At 69.9% G+C, this 16,540-nt stretch carries 15 protein-coding genes and 1 pseudogene; 11 read left to right on the top strand and 5 right to left on the bottom strand.

Annotated features, from left to right (window positions below):
* The first annotated feature begins 45 nt into the window (after window positions 1–45).
* On the top strand, window positions 46–2,181 hold the full coding sequence (locus tag A5705_RS17810) for an FUSC family protein (RefSeq protein WP_067877257.1): 2,136 nt from the start codon (window positions 46–48) through the stop codon (window positions 2,179–2,181).
* A 3-nt stretch (window positions 2,182–2,184) separates the two neighbouring features.
* On the opposite strand, the gene A5705_RS17805 is transcribed toward A5705_RS17810, so the two are convergent.
* Together A5705_RS17805 and A5705_RS17800 are read right to left on the bottom strand one after the other, a co-directional pair.
* On the bottom strand, window positions 2,185–2,553 hold the full coding sequence (locus tag A5705_RS17805) for a hypothetical protein (protein ID WP_067877260.1): 369 nt from the start codon (window positions 2,551–2,553) through the stop codon (window positions 2,185–2,187).
* Between the two features lie 38 nt (window positions 2,554–2,591).
* Window positions 2,592–2,951 carry a hypothetical protein gene (locus A5705_RS17800; protein WP_068278893.1) on the bottom strand — a complete coding sequence of 120 codons (360 nt, stop codon included), beginning with the start codon at window positions 2,949–2,951 and terminating at the stop codon, window positions 2,592–2,594.
* 95 nt (window positions 2,952–3,046) lie between these two features.
* On the opposite strand from A5705_RS17800, the gene A5705_RS17795 reads away from it, so the two are divergent.
* Window positions 3,047–4,288 (top strand): cytochrome P450, encoded by a 1,242-nt coding sequence (locus tag A5705_RS17795; RefSeq protein ID WP_067877270.1) that lies wholly within the window; start codon window positions 3,047–3,049, stop codon window positions 4,286–4,288.
* Window positions 4,289–4,291: 3 nt separating this feature from the next.
* Here the strand turns inward: A5705_RS17795 and A5705_RS17790 are convergent, their stop codons facing one another.
* Window positions 4,292–5,164 carry an alpha/beta fold hydrolase gene (locus A5705_RS17790; RefSeq protein WP_067877274.1) on the bottom strand — a complete coding sequence of 291 codons (873 nt, stop codon included), beginning with the start codon at window positions 5,162–5,164 and terminating at the stop codon, window positions 4,292–4,294.
* A gap of 105 nt (window positions 5,165–5,269) precedes the next feature.
* Between A5705_RS17790 and A5705_RS17785 the strand changes: the two genes are divergently transcribed.
* The 7 genes and pseudogenes from A5705_RS17785 (at window position 5,270) to A5705_RS29205 (ending at window position 11,951) form a co-directional block, all read left to right on the top strand.
* Complete coding sequence (locus A5705_RS17785; protein WP_067877278.1) at window positions 5,270–6,157, top strand: NYN domain-containing protein; 888 nt, start codon at window positions 5,270–5,272, stop codon at window positions 6,155–6,157.
* Between the two features lie 22 nt (window positions 6,158–6,179).
* Window positions 6,180–7,382: an MFS transporter gene (locus A5705_RS17780; RefSeq protein ID WP_067877281.1), complete on the top strand. Its 1,203-nt coding sequence runs from the start codon at window positions 6,180–6,182 to the stop codon at window positions 7,380–7,382.
* A 31-nt stretch (window positions 7,383–7,413) separates the two neighbouring features.
* Window positions 7,414–7,869, top strand: coding sequence for a nuclear transport factor 2 family protein (locus A5705_RS17775; RefSeq protein ID WP_067877284.1), 456 nt, complete (start codon window positions 7,414–7,416; stop codon window positions 7,867–7,869).
* 103 nt (window positions 7,870–7,972) lie between these two features.
* Window positions 7,973–9,208, top strand: coding sequence for a cytochrome P450 (locus tag A5705_RS17770; RefSeq protein ID WP_068278887.1), 1,236 nt, complete (start codon window positions 7,973–7,975; stop codon window positions 9,206–9,208).
* Between the two features lie 57 nt (window positions 9,209–9,265).
* Window positions 9,266–10,204: a DUF1254 domain-containing protein gene (locus A5705_RS17765; RefSeq protein WP_067877406.1), complete on the top strand. Its 939-nt coding sequence runs from the start codon at window positions 9,266–9,268 to the stop codon at window positions 10,202–10,204.
* A pseudogene (locus tag A5705_RS29210) lies at window positions 10,149–10,946 on the top strand (BadF/BadG/BcrA/BcrD ATPase family protein); the annotation flags it as partial. The gene A5705_RS17765 and the pseudogene A5705_RS29210, both read left to right, overlap by 56 nt.
* A 117-nt stretch (window positions 10,947–11,063) precedes the next feature.
* Window positions 11,064–11,951: an N-acetylmuramic acid 6-phosphate etherase gene (locus A5705_RS29205; protein WP_369803320.1), complete on the top strand. Its 888-nt coding sequence runs from the start codon at window positions 11,064–11,066 to the stop codon at window positions 11,949–11,951.
* Here A5705_RS29205 and A5705_RS17755 read toward each other — a convergent pair.
* Window positions 11,933–13,375, bottom strand: a complete 1,443-nt coding sequence (locus tag A5705_RS17755; protein WP_068278882.1) for an amidase — start codon at window positions 13,373–13,375, stop codon at window positions 11,933–11,935. The two genes, A5705_RS29205 and A5705_RS17755, sit on opposite strands and share 19 nt — an antisense overlap.
* A 243-nt stretch (window positions 13,376–13,618) precedes the next feature.
* Between A5705_RS17755 and A5705_RS17750 the strand changes: the two genes are divergently transcribed.
* Entirely contained in the window at window positions 13,619–14,938 is a 1,320-nt protein-coding gene (locus tag A5705_RS17750) for a hypothetical protein (RefSeq protein WP_068278880.1), read from the top strand.
* 46 nt (window positions 14,939–14,984) lie between these two features.
* On the opposite strand, the gene A5705_RS17745 is transcribed toward A5705_RS17750, so the two are convergent.
* Window positions 14,985–15,251, bottom strand: a complete 267-nt coding sequence (locus A5705_RS17745; protein WP_068278875.1) for an SHOCT domain-containing protein — start codon at window positions 15,249–15,251, stop codon at window positions 14,985–14,987.
* Between the two features lie 552 nt (window positions 15,252–15,803).
* Between A5705_RS17745 and A5705_RS17740 the strand changes: the two genes are divergently transcribed.
* Window positions 15,804–16,526 carry a DUF5134 domain-containing protein gene (locus A5705_RS17740; RefSeq protein WP_082956528.1) on the top strand — a complete coding sequence of 241 codons (723 nt, stop codon included), beginning with the start codon at window positions 15,804–15,806 and terminating at the stop codon, window positions 16,524–16,526.
* The last annotated feature ends 14 nt before the right edge of the window (window positions 16,527–16,540 follow it).

The following is a 16,540-nucleotide window of genomic DNA, read 5'->3' as shown; positions in this document are numbered from 1 at the left end:
CGAAACTGGTGGATCGGGTCGGATCCCGGCCTGTTGCGGCTCCGGATGGCGACGCGGACGACGGCCGCACTGGGTTGCTCGCTGCTGATCATGTACGCGGTGACGAGAGCGGCCGGACAGCCCCTGACGGTCGCCCTGCTCGGCGTCGTCGTCACGATGGTCGCGTCGCGATCCGTCAACGAGCCGGACCTGCGCAGGCAACGGATCACGATGGCGCTGCTGCCGGTGCCCGCCGCGCTGTCCATCACCGCGGCCGCGCTGCTCGCTCCCTACACCGTCGCCAGCGACGTCGCCTTCGTCGCCATCGTCTTCACCGCGGTGTACATCCGGCGCTTCGGTGCGCGCGGCAGGGCGCTGGGCATGGTCGCGTTCATGTCTTACTTCTTCACTTTGTATCTGCGAGCGAGGATTTCGGAGTTGCCCTGGTTGATCGGGGCGGTGGTGGTCGGAACGCTGTGCACGTTCGTCATGAGCACCTACGTGTTGCCCGACCGGCCGGAGCGCGTGCTACGCGCCACCGTTCGGGCGTTGCGGGCCCGGATGGCCATCGTGGTCGACACCACCGCCGAGGCGGTGGCTACCGGCCGCCTCGACGAACGGCGCCGCCGCCGCATGCGCGCGCGCACCATCCGGCTCAACGAGACCGCCCTGATGATGCAGGATCAGATCGAAGACAAGGCCGACCCCGCCATGCTGTGGCCCGGGGTCAGCAGCGAACAGCTGGCTCCCTGGCTGTTCGACGCCGAGCTGGCCATCGAATGGGTCGGCACCGCGGGCCGGCGGGCGGCCGCGCTGTCCGCCGACTTGCCTGCAGCCGCGCGCGCCGAACTGGTCGCGGCGCTCACCCAGCTCGCGCGCGCGATCCGCGCGCCCCGGGCCGGCGACCTCGCCCGGGTCGCGGCCCGCGCCCAGGGGATCCTCGACCAGCACACGGCGGCGGACGACGCCGGGGAAGCCGCGGTTCGCCGCCTCGCGCTGGCGATCGTCAACGCCGCGACGGCGACAGCGGAGGTCCACGCGATCGTCGAGGACGCCGCCGCGGGGAAAGCCGCCGCCCCGCGGAGCAACGCGGCCGCGCCGCCCGACGGCGAGGAGGGGGACACCGGCTCGGCGCAGGACGGCGGTCTGCGGCCGACGACCCGGCAAGCCATCCAGGTGAGCATCGCCGCATCGCTGGCCATCGTCACCGGCGAGCTGGTGTCGCCGGCCCGCTGGTACTGGGCGGTGATCGCGGCGTTCGTGATCTTCGCGGGCACCAACTCGTGGGGCGAAACCCTGACCAAGGGCTGGCAGCGGCTGCTCGGCACCGTCCTGGGGGTGCCCTGTGGCGTGTTGGTCGCCACCCTGTTCGCCGGGGACACGACGGGCTCGCTGGTGGCGATCTTCGTGTGCCTGTTCTGCGCCTTCTATTTCATGACCGTCACCTACAGCCTGATGACCTTCTGGATCACCACGATGCTGGCGCTGATGTATGGCCTGCTGGGCCAATTCTCGTTCGGCGTGCTGATGCTGCGGATCGAAGAAACCGCGATCGGGGCCGTCATCGGTGTCGCGGTGGCAATCCTGGTGCTGCCCACGAACACCCGGACCACCATCCGGAACGACACCCGCGCGTTCCTGACGGCGCTGTCCGCGCTGATCGAGATCTCCACGGCGACCATGTTCGGTGAGGACGAGACCGCGAGCCCGACCGAACAGGCCCGCCGACTCGACCGGGCGCTGCAGCAATTCCGGACCAGCGCCAAGCCGCTGCTGGCCGGGGTGGCCGGCCTGGCCGGGCGGCGAAGCATCCGCAGCGGCCTGCGGATCTTCGCCGCGTGCGACCGCTACGGGCGAAGCCTGGCGCGCAGCGCCGAGCAGTACCAGGACCCCGCCGGTTCCTCGCATGGGCTGGCCGATGCCTTCATGTCGGCCGCGGCGCAGACGCAGCGAAACATCGACGCGCTGCTGGGCGCCATCGGCGGTGCCAGCGCTCCGGCGATCGTGTCGGTGACCGACGACCTCGACACCGCCGAGACGCTGGCCCGGCAACAGGACGCCGACGGCGTACTACGGCCCGACACCCGGCGGTTCCTCACCGCGGTGCACGCGCTTCGCCAGATCGAGCGGGCCATCATCACCGCTGCCACCAACCTTGGCGTCCGCGACAATCCGAAGGTGCCCAGCCCGGTGGCGGGTTGAACCTCAGGACGCCGCCCGCATTTTCCCGAGGATGTTCGCCAGCCGGATGACGGCCAGCATCAGCATGCCTTGCACCTCGGGCTTTTGCTCGGGAGGAAGGTTGTTGACGTCATTTTGCACGGTGGTGGCCTGCTGCTGCAGCGCCGTCAGCCGCTGATTTCGCTGCGCCGGGGGCAGATCGTTCCATTGGTCGTCCAGCTCGGAGGTCTGCCGGAGCAACTCCTGCACCTCCGCCTTGGCGTCGGTGGGCGGGGCGGGCGGTGGCTGCAGTGGGTGGAACTGGCTCAGCGCGGGTTGCGCCGTCACCTCGGCCTTGGCGGGAATCCCGATCAGGATCGCGGCGCCCAACAGGCCGGCCTCAATGATTGCCATGATTCTCGTTGGGAGGGTTCGCATTTGGGTTCTCCGGGCTAGGGCGCGAACGCGCAGATGAATCCGAGCGCCCGCTCGCAGTCTTCTCGGGTGCGGAAGATGGGGGGCGGTGGCGGCGGAGGAGGTCCCTCCACGATGTTGTCGGGGCAACCGCCGTAATAGCCCGGCGGGCACTGCTCGTGGTAGACGTGGCACACGTTCAGGTCCCACCCCGTGGCCCGCAGCCCCGGCCAGACGTAATCGCCCGGGCACCAGCGCATCCCGGGGCCGTGGTAGCACCCCGTCCGTGACGAACAGTGGTCGTCGTCGGCGTGGGCGGTCGCCGCGACCGGCCCTCCGGCAACCGCCAAAAGGAGGGCGCCGGCGAGGAACGAGCTCGGGATGTGGCCGACGTGCATGCGCTCAGGTTGCCGCACGCCGCTTGCCGGGTTTTGGCCGATTTCTTGCGAAATTCTTGCGCTCGCCGCCGTGCCGGCGCGACTACCATCTCCCCATGGACACACCGAACCTCCCGCCGGGGTTCGACTTCACCGATCCCGACATCTACGCCCACCGGCTTCCGGTGCGGGAACTGGCCGAGCTGCGCCGGACGGCCCCGATCTGGTGGAACGAGCAGCCGCCCGGTCAGGGCGGGTTCGGCGACGGCGGCTACTGGGTGGTGACCAAGCACCGCGACGTCCGCGAGGTCTCGCTGCGCAGCGACGTCTTCTCGTCGGCCGCGAAATCCATCGTGCCGCGCTATCGGGACGACGTGGCAGCGGGCCAGATCGAGGCGGGCCGGACGTCGATGATCATGATGGACGACCCCGAACACGCCCGGCTGCGCAAGATCGTCTCGCGCGCCTTTACCCCGCGCGCGGTCGAGCGGCTGCGCGCCGACCTCGGCGAGCGGGCGCGGCGCATCGCCACCGAGGCCGCCGCGGCGGGGTCGGGCGACTTCGTCCTCCAGGTGGCCTGCGAGCTGCCGCTGCAGGCGATCGCGGGCCTGCTCGGCGTGCCGCAGGAGGACCACGACAAGCTCTTCGACTGGTCCAACCGGATGATCGGCACCGACGACCCGGAGTTCGCCGAATACGACTCCTTGACGGCGGCCGGCGAGTTGATGTGGTACGCAATGCAATTGGCGGCGCGAAAGGCCGAAAACCCGGGGGATGACATCGTCACGGCCCTGGTCCGGGCCGACGCCGACGGCCAGCGGCTATCCGACGCCGAATTCGGCATGTTCGTGGTGACGCTGGGCATCGCCGGCAACGAGACGACGCGCAATTCGATCACGCAGGGAATGATGGCCTTCGCCGACCACCCTGACGAGTGGGAGCGGTTCAAAGCGCACCGGCCGAAGACCGCAGCCGACGAGATCATCCGCTGGGCGACCCCGATCACCGCGTTCCAGCGGACCGCGCTGGCGGACACCGAGCTCGGCGGCGTGCCGATCGAAAAGGGCCAGCGGCTGGTGATGTTCTACCGCTCGGCCAACTTCGACGAAGAGGTCTTCGACACCCCGTACACCTTCGACGTCTTTCGCAGCCCCAACCCGCATCTCGGGTTCGGCGGCACCGGTGCGCATTACTGCATCGGCGCCAACCTCGCGCGCATGACGATCGACGTGATGTTCAACGCGATCGCCGACCACCTGCCCGACCTGACCCCGAGGGGCGAGCCCCAGCGGCTGCGGTCGTCGTTCATCAACGGCATCAAGCACTGGCAGGTCGACTACCAGGGCAGCCCGGCTTAGGGACTAGAAGCTCGCCTGGTGGCTGTCCACATCGTGGCGGTCGCCGCTCGCGATGAAGTCCTCGATCAACTCCACCACCTGGCTCGGCGCCTCGACCTGCGCGAAGTGGCCGACGTCGGGCAGAATCTCGAGCCGCGCGTCGGTACGCGCTTCGTGCGCGGCATACGCGTGATCCACCGGGATGATGCCGTCGCGCTCCCCCCAGATCGCCATCACCGGTAGGTCCTGGCGCACACCGAGCCGGCTGAGCGCGCTGACCGCCTGCCCGCGGTAGTCCACCACCGAGCGCAGCGTCCGCAGGAATGACTGGCGCGTGTCCCGATCCGACAGCGACGAGTAGGCACTCCACAATTCGGCGCCGCGCGGCGACTGGATGCCGGCGTTGCGCAACCACGACCTGAGCTGGTTGCCGACGGACAGCACCGGCTTCGGCGCGATGATCGGCAGCACCAGCTCCGCGCCGGGCGCCGAGAGCAACCGCAGCACCCACCCGACGTCGGGACCGAGGCCGCCGCTGCTGATCAGGATCAAGCGCTTGGCGTAGTCGGGATGCTGGTACACGAACTGCATCGCGACCCCACCCCCGAGGGATTGACCGATCAGGGTGGCCTGGCTGACACCGAGTTCGTCGAGCAGGTCGCGAAGCCAGACCGCGAAGGCGCCCAGCGAATAGTCCGTGCGGGGTTTCGCCGATTGGCCGTGACCCAGCAGGTCCGGGGCGATCACCCGGAACTTCTTCGACAGCGGGGGTATCACCGCCCGCCACGTCTCCGAGCTGCCGGCCATCCCGTGGATGAGCAGCAGCACCTCGCCGTCGCCCTCGTCGCGGTAGGCGACCCGGTCACCGTGGAGCTCCAGGAATTTCAAACCGCTCATGGCGCCCGTGTACCCGCTTTTATGCGGTTTCGCCGGGTCTCAGGCGAATAGTGACGAAAACTCCTCTTTACCGCTCGATGTGGTTTCGCGTACAAGATTGAGGGCATGACCGAACCAGGCGCGGCCCGCGTAGCGGTCTACCTCGACTTCGACAACATCGTCATCTCGCGGTACGACCAGGTGAACGGCCGAAACTCGTTTCAGCGGGACAAGGCCGGAGGACTCGAGAAGCACCCCGAGCGGCTGGCCAGGGCCACGGTCGACGTCGGCGCGATCATCGACTTCGCGTCGTCGTTCGGGACGCTGGTGCTCACCCGCGCCTACGCGGACTGGTCGGCGGACGTCAACGCCGGCTATCGCGGGCAGCTTGTCGCCCGGGCGGTCGACCTGGTGCAACTGTTCCCCGCGGCGGCGTACGGCAAAAACGGCGCCGACATCCGGCTGGCCGTCGATGCGGTCGAGGACATGTTCCGGCTGCCCGATCTGACCCACGTGGTGGTGGTGGCCGGCGACTCCGACTACATCCCGCTCGCGCAACGCTGCAAGCGGCTCGGCCGGTACGTGGTGGGCATCGGGGTGGCCGGCTCGTCGAGCCGGGCGCTGGCGGCCGCCTGTGACGACTTCGTCATCTACGACGCGCTGCCGGGGGTTCCGGTGCTCGAGGCGGAACCGGCTTCGGGCGGGGCCGAGCCGAAGCGACGGGCCGGACGCACCAAGTCGGACAGGCGCGACGAACCGGACGAGCCACCCGACCCGCAGGTCACCGCCACCGCGCTGCTGACGCGCGCGCTGCAGATCGGCCTGGAAAAAGACGACGTCGACTGGCTGCACAACTCGGCGGTGAAGGCACAGATGAAGCGGATGGACCCGTCGTTCAGCGAGAAGTCTTTGGGATTCCGGTCATTCAGCGATTTCCTGCGGTCGCGGTCAGACGTCGTCGAGTTGGATGAGAGTTCGACGACCCGGATGGTGCGGTTGCGCGTACCGGAGTGAGCCCCTCCCCTACGCTACGACCGTGACGCAGGAAGTCCTCCGGCCCGGACGCTCGGGGCCCCGCTGGCTCACCCGCAACGTTCGGGTGCTGTCCGGGGTCTCGTTCCTGCAGGACGCGGCCAGCGAACTGTTGTATCCGCTGTTGCCGATCTACCTCACGGCCGTGCTGGGTGCACCCCCGTCCGTGGTCGGGGCGGTCGAGGGCGTCGCCGAGGGCGCGGCCTCGCTCACCAAGATCGCGGCGGGTCCGCTGGGTGACAGGTTCGCCCGGCGCCCGCTGATCGCCGCCGGTTACGGGATGGCGGCGCTGGGCAAGGTGATCATCGCGGTGGCCGCGGCATGGCCGGGTGTGCTCGCCGGTCGCGTCGTGGACCGGCTCGGCAAGGGCATCCGCGGCGCGCCGCGGGACGCGCTGCTCGTCGACGACGTGGACGAGGCGCTGCGCGGCCGGGCTTTCGGCTTCCACCGCGCGATGGACACCCTGGGCGCCGTCGTCGGCCCGCTGCTCGGGCTGGCCGGCTACGAACTGCTGGACCACCGGATCCCGCCCCTGCTGTACGTGGCGATCGTCCCCGCCATCCTGAGCGTGGCCCTCGTCTTCCTCGTGCGCGAGCGCCACCGTCCCGCCCCGCGCCCGCACCGCCCGTCGATGTGGGCTGGCGTGCGCACGCTGCCGCGACGGTACTGGCGCATCACCGCGCTGCTCATCGGCTTCAGCGTGGTGAACTTCCCCGACGCCCTGTTGTTGTTGCGGCTCAACGAGATCGGCTTCTCGGTGGCGCAGGTTATTCTGGCCTACGTCGGATACAACGCGGTGTACGCGCTGGCCAGCTACCCGGCCGGGGCGCTCGCCGACCGCATCGGCCGGCCGGCGCTGTTCGGCTTCGGACTGACCTTCTTCGCGGTCGGCTACGTCGGGCTGGGACTGACCACCGACATGGTGACGGCCTGGCTGCTGCTCGGCGCGTACGGCCTGTTCACCGGGTGCACCGACGGTGTGGGCAAGGCCTGGATCTCGGGGCTCGTCGGCCCGGAGCACCAGGCCAGCGCGCAGGGGGTGTTCCAGGGCGGTACCGGGCTGGCGGTCCTGGTGGCCGGGTTGTGGGCGGGTTTTCTGTGGGGCTCGAACGGCCAACTGCCACTACTCATTTCGGGAATCACGGGCGGCGTGTTCGCGGTCCTGCTGATCGGCAGCCAACTGGTCCGCGGTGTGCGCGTCGGCTAGGTTTTCGCGTCCGCTTGCGGACCGGGTCGAGGTGAGGGCGCCCGGCCTCGCGGCGCTGCTCGTCATGGTGGTGACCCGGCTTCCCGTCTCGGTCCGCCGGCGCGTGCTGCGGGCCGCGTTCGAGCGCGCCCGCGACGCATTCAATCGCGGCGACTTGGCCGCGGTCTTCGGCCTGTTCGCCCGCGACGTCGAGTACGGCCCGCCGCCCCCGCTGTACACCGGGGATCCGCTTCGGGGCCGCCAGGCGGTGTTCAACTTCTGGCATGCGGTCTTCGACCGCTACGACGAGAACACCATCGAGAACCTCTCCCTGGACGAGGCGACGCGGGGGTCGTTTGTGCGACGTGCGCGCCTGCGCCACCGGACGAGCGCGACCGGCGCATCGCTCGACTACGTGGTCGTGCAAACCACTCACCTGAAGGCCGGCCGGGTGGTGCGACAGGTGAACGTGCTCGAGCCTGGCCAGGGGAATACATCCCAGGCTTGATGTATGGCGACTCTCGCCGGACGGCCGCCACCTGCCGTCGACGTCGTTGACAGCCGCCCGGCGTGGCCATACATTGTGCGGAAGTTGTCGCGAGGAGACCGTCATGACCGTCGGTGCCGCTCCCACAAGCGTTTTCGATGCCGACCTGCCGGCGCTGACGTACGAGGTCGAGGAGACGCCCGCCGAGGTCTATCCCCGGCTGCAGGCGGCGCAGCGGCAGGCTCCCGTCGCGATGGGGCCGTTCGGCCCCGAAGTGCTCTCCTACCGCCTGGTGCGTTCGGTGCTGCGCGACCCCCGGTTCCAGATCCCGCCGGGGCTGAACATGCTCAGCCAGGGCATCGACTCGGGGCCGTTGTGGGACAAGGTGGTCAACAGCCTGCTGTGCATGGAGGGCGAAGCGCACCATCGGGTGCGAAGCCTGGCGTCCAAGGCATTCACGCCGCGGGCGACCCTGCGCCTGCACGACACCATGGTCGCCGTGATGAACGAACTGGTCGACCAGGTTGCCGACGCGGGCCGATGCGACGTCGTCACCGATCTCGCACGCCCCTACCCGGTCCCGGTCATCTGCGCGTTGCTCGGCGCGCCGCGCGAGGATTGGCAGCGGTTTTCGTTGTGGGCCGACGACGTGTTCAAGGCCTTCAGCTTCACGGTCGACCTGCGCGACGTCGAGCCTGTCGTGATGCGGGCGTGGGGCGAACTCGACGACTACGTCGACGACATGGTCGCCCGGCGCCGCCACAGCCTCACCGACGACCTGCTGTCCGACCTGATTCGCGCCGAGGAAGACGGCGACCGGCTCAGCACAGACGAGCTGCGCATGATGGCGGGCGGCCTGCTGCTGGCGGGGACCGATACCACCCGCAACCAGGTGGCCGCCTCGGTGCACGTTCTGTGTGAGCATCCCGAGCAGTGGGGACTGCTCAAGGAGCGGCCCGAACTGGCGATGCGTGCGGTCGAGGAGACCATGCGCCACTCGCCGATCGCGTGCGGGACCCTGCGCCTGGTGGCAAAGGATGCCGAAGTGGACGGCTACCTCTTTCCCGCCGGCACGACGGTTCTGGTGAATACCGCTGCGGCCAACCGGGATCCGTCGGTCTACGACGATCCCGACCGCGTCGACATCACGCGCGAGGGCGCGCCGCCCATCCTGACATTCGGCGGCGGCGCGCACTACTGCCTGGGCGCCAACCTGGCCCGGCGCGAGATCGCCGAGGCGCTGAACGTCATCGCGAGCCGGCTGCTGAACCCGCGCACCGCCGGCCCGGTGCCGTGGAAGCCGATGGTGAGCCTGAGCGGCCCGACCAGCCTGCCCATCGAGTTCGACACTGACCGGTAGTCCCGGCGTATCGTCCGAACGGTGAACGCGCGCACCACACCCGACGGCGCGGAGCCGGTGTCGGCAGACAACTTCATCCGGGCCGAAACCGACTCGTATTTCGGCAATGTCGTCAAGGGCGGCGGCTTCGGGCGGTTCATCCATTTCCGGGAGCTCACGCCGCTGGACCAGCAGCTGGTGGTGCGCTCGAACCGGGACACGCTGTATTCGGCGGGCGTCTTCGACCTCGACGCCGGGCCGGCGACGATTTCGCTGCCCGATTCCGGCGCCCGGTTCATGTCGATGCAGGTGATCACCGAGGACCATTACGTGCCGGCGGTGTTCTACGGGCAGGGCGAACGCACCCTCGCCCGCGATGACATCGGCACGCGATATGTGATGGTCGCCATCCGCACCCTGGTCGACCCCGACGACGCCGCCGATCTGGACGCGGTCCATGCGCTCCAGGACGCCATTGCGGTGCGGCAGGACGACGCGGGCGACTTCGAGATTCCCAGGTGGGACCCCGTCAGTCAGAAGGTGGTGCGGGACGCGCTACTTCAGCTCTCGACCACTTTGCCCGACTCCAAGGGGATGTTCGGCACCAGACGGGACACCGACCCGGTGCGGCGGCTGATCGGCTCCGCGTCGGCGTGGGGCGGCAATCCGGAAAAAGACGCCACCTATTTCAGCGTCTACCCCGCCGACAACGACGGGGCAACCGTGCACCGGCTGACCGTGGGCGAGGTGCCCGTCGACGGCTTCTGGTCGGTGACCGTCTACAACAAAGACGGCTACTTCTCCCCCAACCCGCAAAACGCCTATTCGCTCAACAACCTCACCGCTCAACGCGCTCCCGACGGCAGCATCACGATTCAGTTCGGCGGCTGCGGCGCCGCGAGGGCCAACTGCCTGCCGATCACGCCGGGATGGAACTATTTGGTCCGGCTGTACCGACCCCATGACAAGGTCCTCAACGGCGACTGGAAGTTCCCAGCGGCTGAACCGATTTCGTGACAAGGATGGTGCGGTGATCCTCGCCGTCGACCTCGGCAAGACGTCCTGCCGGGCCGCGGCGGGCGCGCGGAGGGCCGAGGGGGCGGGCGCGCCGGGCCTGGCGGCGCACGGCGGGCTGCGGGCCGCGGAGGCGGCGATCCTGGCCACGGCAGGCGATTTGGTGCGCGAGTTCGGCCCGGTGACCGAGGTGATCGTGGGCGCCGCCGGGGCCGAGGCGGCGCCGGACGTGGCGCGCGAGCTGGCCGCCGCGCTGCTGGCCTCGCTGGGCGCCGGGCGCGTGGCGGTGACCAGCGACGCCATCATCGCGCACGCGGGCGCGCTCGGCGGTAGGCCGGGCGTCGTGCTGGTCGTGGGCACCGGTGTGGTGGCGCTCGCGATCGGCCCCGACGGCGCGCTGCGGACCGCTGACGGCTGGGGCCCGTGGCTGGGCGACGAGGGCGGCGGGGCTTGGATCGGCGCGGCGGGGTTGCGGGCGGCGCTGCGCGCCCACGACGGCCGGGGCCCGTCCACCACGCTGCTCGACGCGGCCCGCGCCCGCTTCGGCGCGCCGCGGACCTGGCCCGCGCAACTCACCGATGCCGCCGCGCTCGCGTCGTTCGCGCCCGACGTCCTCGCCACGCACAGCGATGCCGCGGCCCGCGGGATCGTCGGCGCCGCCGCCGAGGCGCTCGCAGCAACCGCCCGTGCCGCCGGGGCCGGCCCGGTGGCCATGGTCGGCGGCCTGGCGGGATTCGAGGCGCTGCGCGGGCGGCTCGACGTCGTGCCCGCCGCCGGCGACGCGCTCGATGGCGCGCTGCGGCTGGGGGCGATCCACGAGCCGCACGTGATCCGCGTCCAGGGCGCTGCGTGCGCGGGCGGCCTGGACACGCTCGCCACCGAGGCCGTCCGGCCGGGACTGGACGACCTGGACGCGCGGCCCATCGGCGAGGTGGTCGCGCTGCTTGTCGCCGCCGAGGGCGAGGCCCACCACGCGGTGGTCGCGGCGGTCCCGCGGATCGCGGCGGCGGCCGAGGCGGTCGCGGCGCGGCTCGAACGGGGCGGCCGGCTGATCTACGCCGGCGCGGGCACACCCGGGCGCCTCGGCGTGCTCGACGCGGCCGAGTGCGCGCCGACGTTCGGCACCGACCGCGTGCGCGGCGTGATCGCCGGTGGCCCGGCGGCGCTGACCGACGCGATCGAGGGCGCCGAAGACCGTTTCGAACCGGCCGATCTCGCCGACCTGACCGCCGCGGACGCGCTCGTCGGGATCACCGCGTCGGGCCGCACGCCGTACGTGCTGGGCGCGCTCCGGCACGCGCGCGCGGTGGGCGCGCTGACCGTCGCCGTCGTCAACAACGCGGGCAGCGAGGCGACGGCCGACGTGGTGATCGAGTTGCTGACCGGGCCCGAGGTGCTCGCCGGTTCGACCAGGCTGACCGCCGGGACGGCCCAGAAGGTCGTGCTCAACGCGCTCTCGACGAGCGTGCTGATCGCGCTCGGCCGGGCCTACGGACCGCGGATGGTCGACGTGCGGGCGACCAACGCGAAGCTGCGCCGCCGCGCGGTGCGGATCGTCCGCGACGCGGCCGGCGTCGACGAGGAGGCCGCGGCCGCCGCGCTCGCCGCCGCGGGCGGGCACGCCAAGACCGCCATCGTCGCCCTGCTCGCGGGCGTCGACGCGGCCGAGGCCGCCGGCCGGCTCGACCGGGCGCGCGGACGCGTGCGGGAAGCCGTCCACGCGCGTCAGCGTCAGGGCGGCGGGGGATGAACCGACGACCACGGATGCGCCGATTCCAGTTGCGCCGCAACGCGAATCAGCACGTCCTCGCGCCCATAGGCGGCGGCCAGCTGGACGCCGATGGGCAGCCCCTCGGCGTTGCGGTGCAGGGGCAGGCTGATCGCCGGCTGCCCGCTCATGTTGAACGGCGGCGTGAACGCCGCGAACTGCCCGCCGCGGCGCATCGGTGCGGTCGGCCGGTCGGGATTGTTCTCGAATTCCGTGAGCGCCGGCGGCGGTTCGGCCACCGTCGGCGTGAGCAGCAGGTCCCAGCCGTCGGCCCACCACTGCTGCAGCGCGCGCCGGAACGCGTGGGCCGCGTCCAGCGCGGCCGCATAGTCGACGGCGGTCACCCGCTGAGCCCGTTCGATGAGCACCCAGTTCACCGGCTCGATGTCGTCGGCGGTCACTTGCCGCCCGAGCGTCTCGCCGAACCCGCGCGCCGCCATCGCCAGCTGCGTCGCCCACAACGCCATGAACTTCTCGACCAGCGTGGTGTCGGCGAGGCACGCCGGCCAGGCCGGCTCGACGGTGTGGCCGAGCCCCTGCAGCATCGCGCCCGCGGCGCGCACCGCGACGACACAGTCCTCGTGCAGGACGTCGCCGCGCGGATGCACGTCGAGCAGCCCGATGCGCAGGCGCCCGGGGTCGGCGCCGACCTCCTCGGTGTAGGGCCGGTGGGGCGCCGGCGCGATGACGGAGTCGCCGACGCCGGGGCCGCGGACCGCGTCGAGCAGTCGCGCCGTGTCGCGCACCGTCCGGCTGACGCACAGCTCGACGCCCAGCCCGGTCTCGGCGCGGGCCGGGCCGACCGTGACCCGTCCCTGGCTGGGCTTGAGCCCCACCAGCCCGCAGCACGACGCCGGGATCCGGATGCTGCCGCCGCCGTCCGAGGCGTTGGCGATGGGCACCATCCCGGCGGCCACCGCCGCGGCGGCGCCGCCACTGGAGCCGCCCGGTGTGCGATCGAGCGCCCACGGGTTGCGCGTCGCCCCCCAGGCCAGCGGTTGCGTGGTCGGCAGGCTGCCCATCTCGGGGCTGTTCGTCCGCCCGGCGATCACCAGGCCGGCCGCCTTGAATCGGGCGACGAGCGTGGTGTCGGCGGTGTCGAGGATGCCCGCCTCCTTGAGCGCGACGTTGCCGTTCGACAGGGTCTGACCCGCGTAACTCGTGTAAAGGTCCTTGAGCAGGAACGGGACCCCGTGAAACGGGCCCTTCGGCAGGCCGGGGTCGGCGGCCACCGAGCGGGCGTGGTCGAACCACTCGATGACGACGGCGTTCAGCGCCGGGTTGGACCGCTCGATGCGCTCGATCGCCGCCTCGAGCAACTCGCCCGGCGTGACCTCACCGGTGGCCACCAGGGCCGCCTGGTCCGTGGCGTCCATCCAGCGCGTTTCCTCGGCAAGACCCGTCACGACAACCGGTCTACCACGGCGGTCCCACCGCTATCGGTCACTCTTCCCGCGTCACGAGCTGATCTCGCCACTCGTGACGCGCGGCCCGTTGGGCGGGGCGTGCAGTTCACCGGAGCAGCAAACATCGGTCAAAATCTGGAGACCCGCCCCGGACGTGTGACCAAGACCGCCGTACCCAAGTCGCGGTCGGTCCACGCCCGCCTTACGCTCGTTGGTTACACGAACTTAACGGGGGTTTTGTCGATGCGTGCGTTGAAGGGGCGACGCGTGTCCGCGCGCGGGTTCGCCCTGGTCGCGGCGGCCGTCTGCGTCGTCGTCGCCTCCTGTTCGGAGACCGTGGCCCCGCCGGCGGCCACGCCGACAACCACGATGTCCACCGCCAAGACCACCACTTCGTCTGCGCCCGCGCCGCCCTCGGTGACCGGTCCCCTGGAGAAGGACTGGAAAACGTACGGCGGAACGGCGTTCTTCGGTTGTCCCGAGAAATTCTCCGAGAGCAAATCAGTGATCGAGGACATTCGGCCCAAGGTCTTCGACACGAAGACCGGACAGTACGTGGCGCCCGGTGCCCCCACGCTGCCGGCCGGCGAGAACGCGACGGGCGGCATCTGCGCGCTCGCGGGGACGGGAGACGACATGAGGGTCGTCTACGTGCTGACGACCGCCACCAAGACCACGGCGTACGCGTTCGACCTGAAGACCAGCCAGCCGCTGGTGACCAAGGACCTGCAACCACCGACGCCCGACCTGAAACTGACCACACCGAACAACTGGGGTCTGGCCGCGACGGCGTCCGGCGTGGCGTGGGTGAACGCCTTCACCGACGGGCACGGCGCCGCGTCGCCGCCACGGACGGTCGTCCTCTCCGGCAGCGACCTCTCGATGATGTGGAACGACCCGCAGCCGGGCCGCGTGTGGCAGGACGTGCTGGCGTTTCAGCGCAGCACCGACCCCGCGAAGACGTCGGGAGCGGAGTTGCGCCGGCCGAGCGGCGAGCCGATCTATCAGGACAACGACATTTCGACGGTCGACGGCGAATTGTCCGACGGCCCCGACAAATTGGTGAAGATCACGCACCAGGATGCGTCCAACCCGCCGGTGGTCTCGACGATGTTCTATGACCTGAACGCCAAGTCCCTCATCAAAGTCGGCGATAGCGAACGCGTTTCGGGCGGTGGCCTGGCCGCGACGTTGTCGGACGGGCAGCTGTTCGTCGACGGCCGCAACTCGGACAACTCGCAGTTCGGGTTCGGCGTATGGAACCTGCGGACACAGCACTGGGATCTGTTGAAGACCCGGGACGACGCGCAGAAGATGTCGATCGCGAAGTTGGCCTTCTTCGAAAACCACCTCTACATCACCCACGCCGGCAATACGTTTGCCGTTCTCGCCCTGCCCGGCACCGACCCGATCTCGACCAGCTGGGCCGTTCGCCCGTTCGCGCGGATATCCGGCTGGACGCTGGTGTGCCGCGGCGAGAATGCCGCGGCGTTGAACGGCGACTGTAAGGACATCGTGATGGTCCAAGACCAGGACGGCCACTTTCCCGGACCCTGGTTCTAGCTTCGAGGTCGCCGCGGATCCCGTAAGTGACCGGACGCCCAGAACCTTACGGGCGCGCGTGATCGCGCAGCACGGCCAACCGGTCCCGATATTCCTGCTCGTCGATCTCGCCCCGCGCGAACCGTGCGGCGAGCACCTGCTCCGGCGTGAACGTCGGCGTTGTGGCCGGGGGAATTCCGTGATCGCGGCGATCCCCCGTCGTGTACACGACGAGCCCAACAATGCCGGCGATCAACAGCACCCAGAACAGCACCATGCCGACGCCCATCCCCCATCCCCACCATCCCATGTTGTGGTCGTACCAGAACATCATCGCGTGTACCTCCCATCGGATCCGAAAGATCGTCGTTGACTGTTAGTTTCACCCGTTACCGGACGCATCGTCAGGGGCCGATCGGCACGCCCGTCAGTGACCTTCGACCCTCGATTCCAGGGTCGCGGTCGTCCGCGAAGTCGCGGCATCCACAAACACCTGACGCTTGACGCTGGTACCCTACGGGGGTATGGTTTCATTCATGAATGATAATCACATCTGCCATTGCAAGTCCACCGGCTGCGGCTGCGGCGCTTCCGGATGCACCCAGGCTGCCGGCTGCGCGTGCGGTCGCCCCGATTGCACGTGCAACGACTGATCACCTTCTCGGCCAAGGCCTCGACACCCCGTCGAGGCCTTGGCTGATTTCATGGATGCACAACGCCACTGAGCCCCCCATGATCGGTATCCGCCAATCCTGGCGCGGTCCCGAGAGATCCAGCGTCTGAAGGCATTTGCGCAAGGCCGCTCGGATGAGCAGTCGATCGAACCGAAAGGCCGAGTTGTGACGAACCCGCTGCGCCCCATCGGGCGCAGGCCCACAGCACCCGTGTGCGCCGAATCGATACCAAGCGGCCGCGGACCGGCAGCCACGAACCGCGCGGCATCGTCGCGGCGTCTACCGGCCCGATGAGCCACCTCGCGCTGCGATGGGCCGTCACACTTCTCTTCAGCGTCAGCATCGCGATATACGCGTATCTCCCTGGCTTTCAACGTCGCCGGTCGGCCGACACCGTCAATCACCTGCTTCACCTCGCGATGTCGGTAGCAATGATCTTGATGGCCTGGGATGTCGGAATGAACCTGCCAACCGCCGGCGCGATGAGCTTCTTCCTGGCAGCGGGCTTCTGGTTTGCCCGGGCGGCCTGGCGAATGTCGAGTGCGAATGGCGATCGCCTGACCAACGCCTACTACGCCGTGATGATGGGAGGAATGGCATGGATGTTCGCGGTGATGGCGGGCACGCTACCGGGCCAACTGGGTCACCCGCCGGGCCATGCGCCGTCCGCCGCGGTGGCCATGGATACGTCCGGAACGGGAACGATGTCGGCACAAGAGATGTCTCCCACTGCACCCGGAGCGGAGTGGATCACGACCGTGAACTGGATCGCGGCACTCGGGTTCGCAGTCGTGGCCCTGTGGGGCGCCTGCTCTTACGTCGCCAGACGCCGAATCAACGAGGTGCCGCAAACAGGGCAGCGCGCGCCCCTGGAACCCCTTTATCAGGTGTGCACCGCCGCCGGCACGGCCGTCATGTTCGGCGGACTGCTGTAGCGCGCGCCGCCGAC

This window comes from Mycobacterium sp. E787 (assembly GCF_001668725.1).
Taxonomy (GTDB): Bacteria; Actinomycetota; Actinomycetes; order Mycobacteriales; family Mycobacteriaceae; genus Mycobacterium.
Note: the sequence above shows the minus strand (reverse complement) of the source record. Positions and strands in the feature narration are given on the sequence as shown.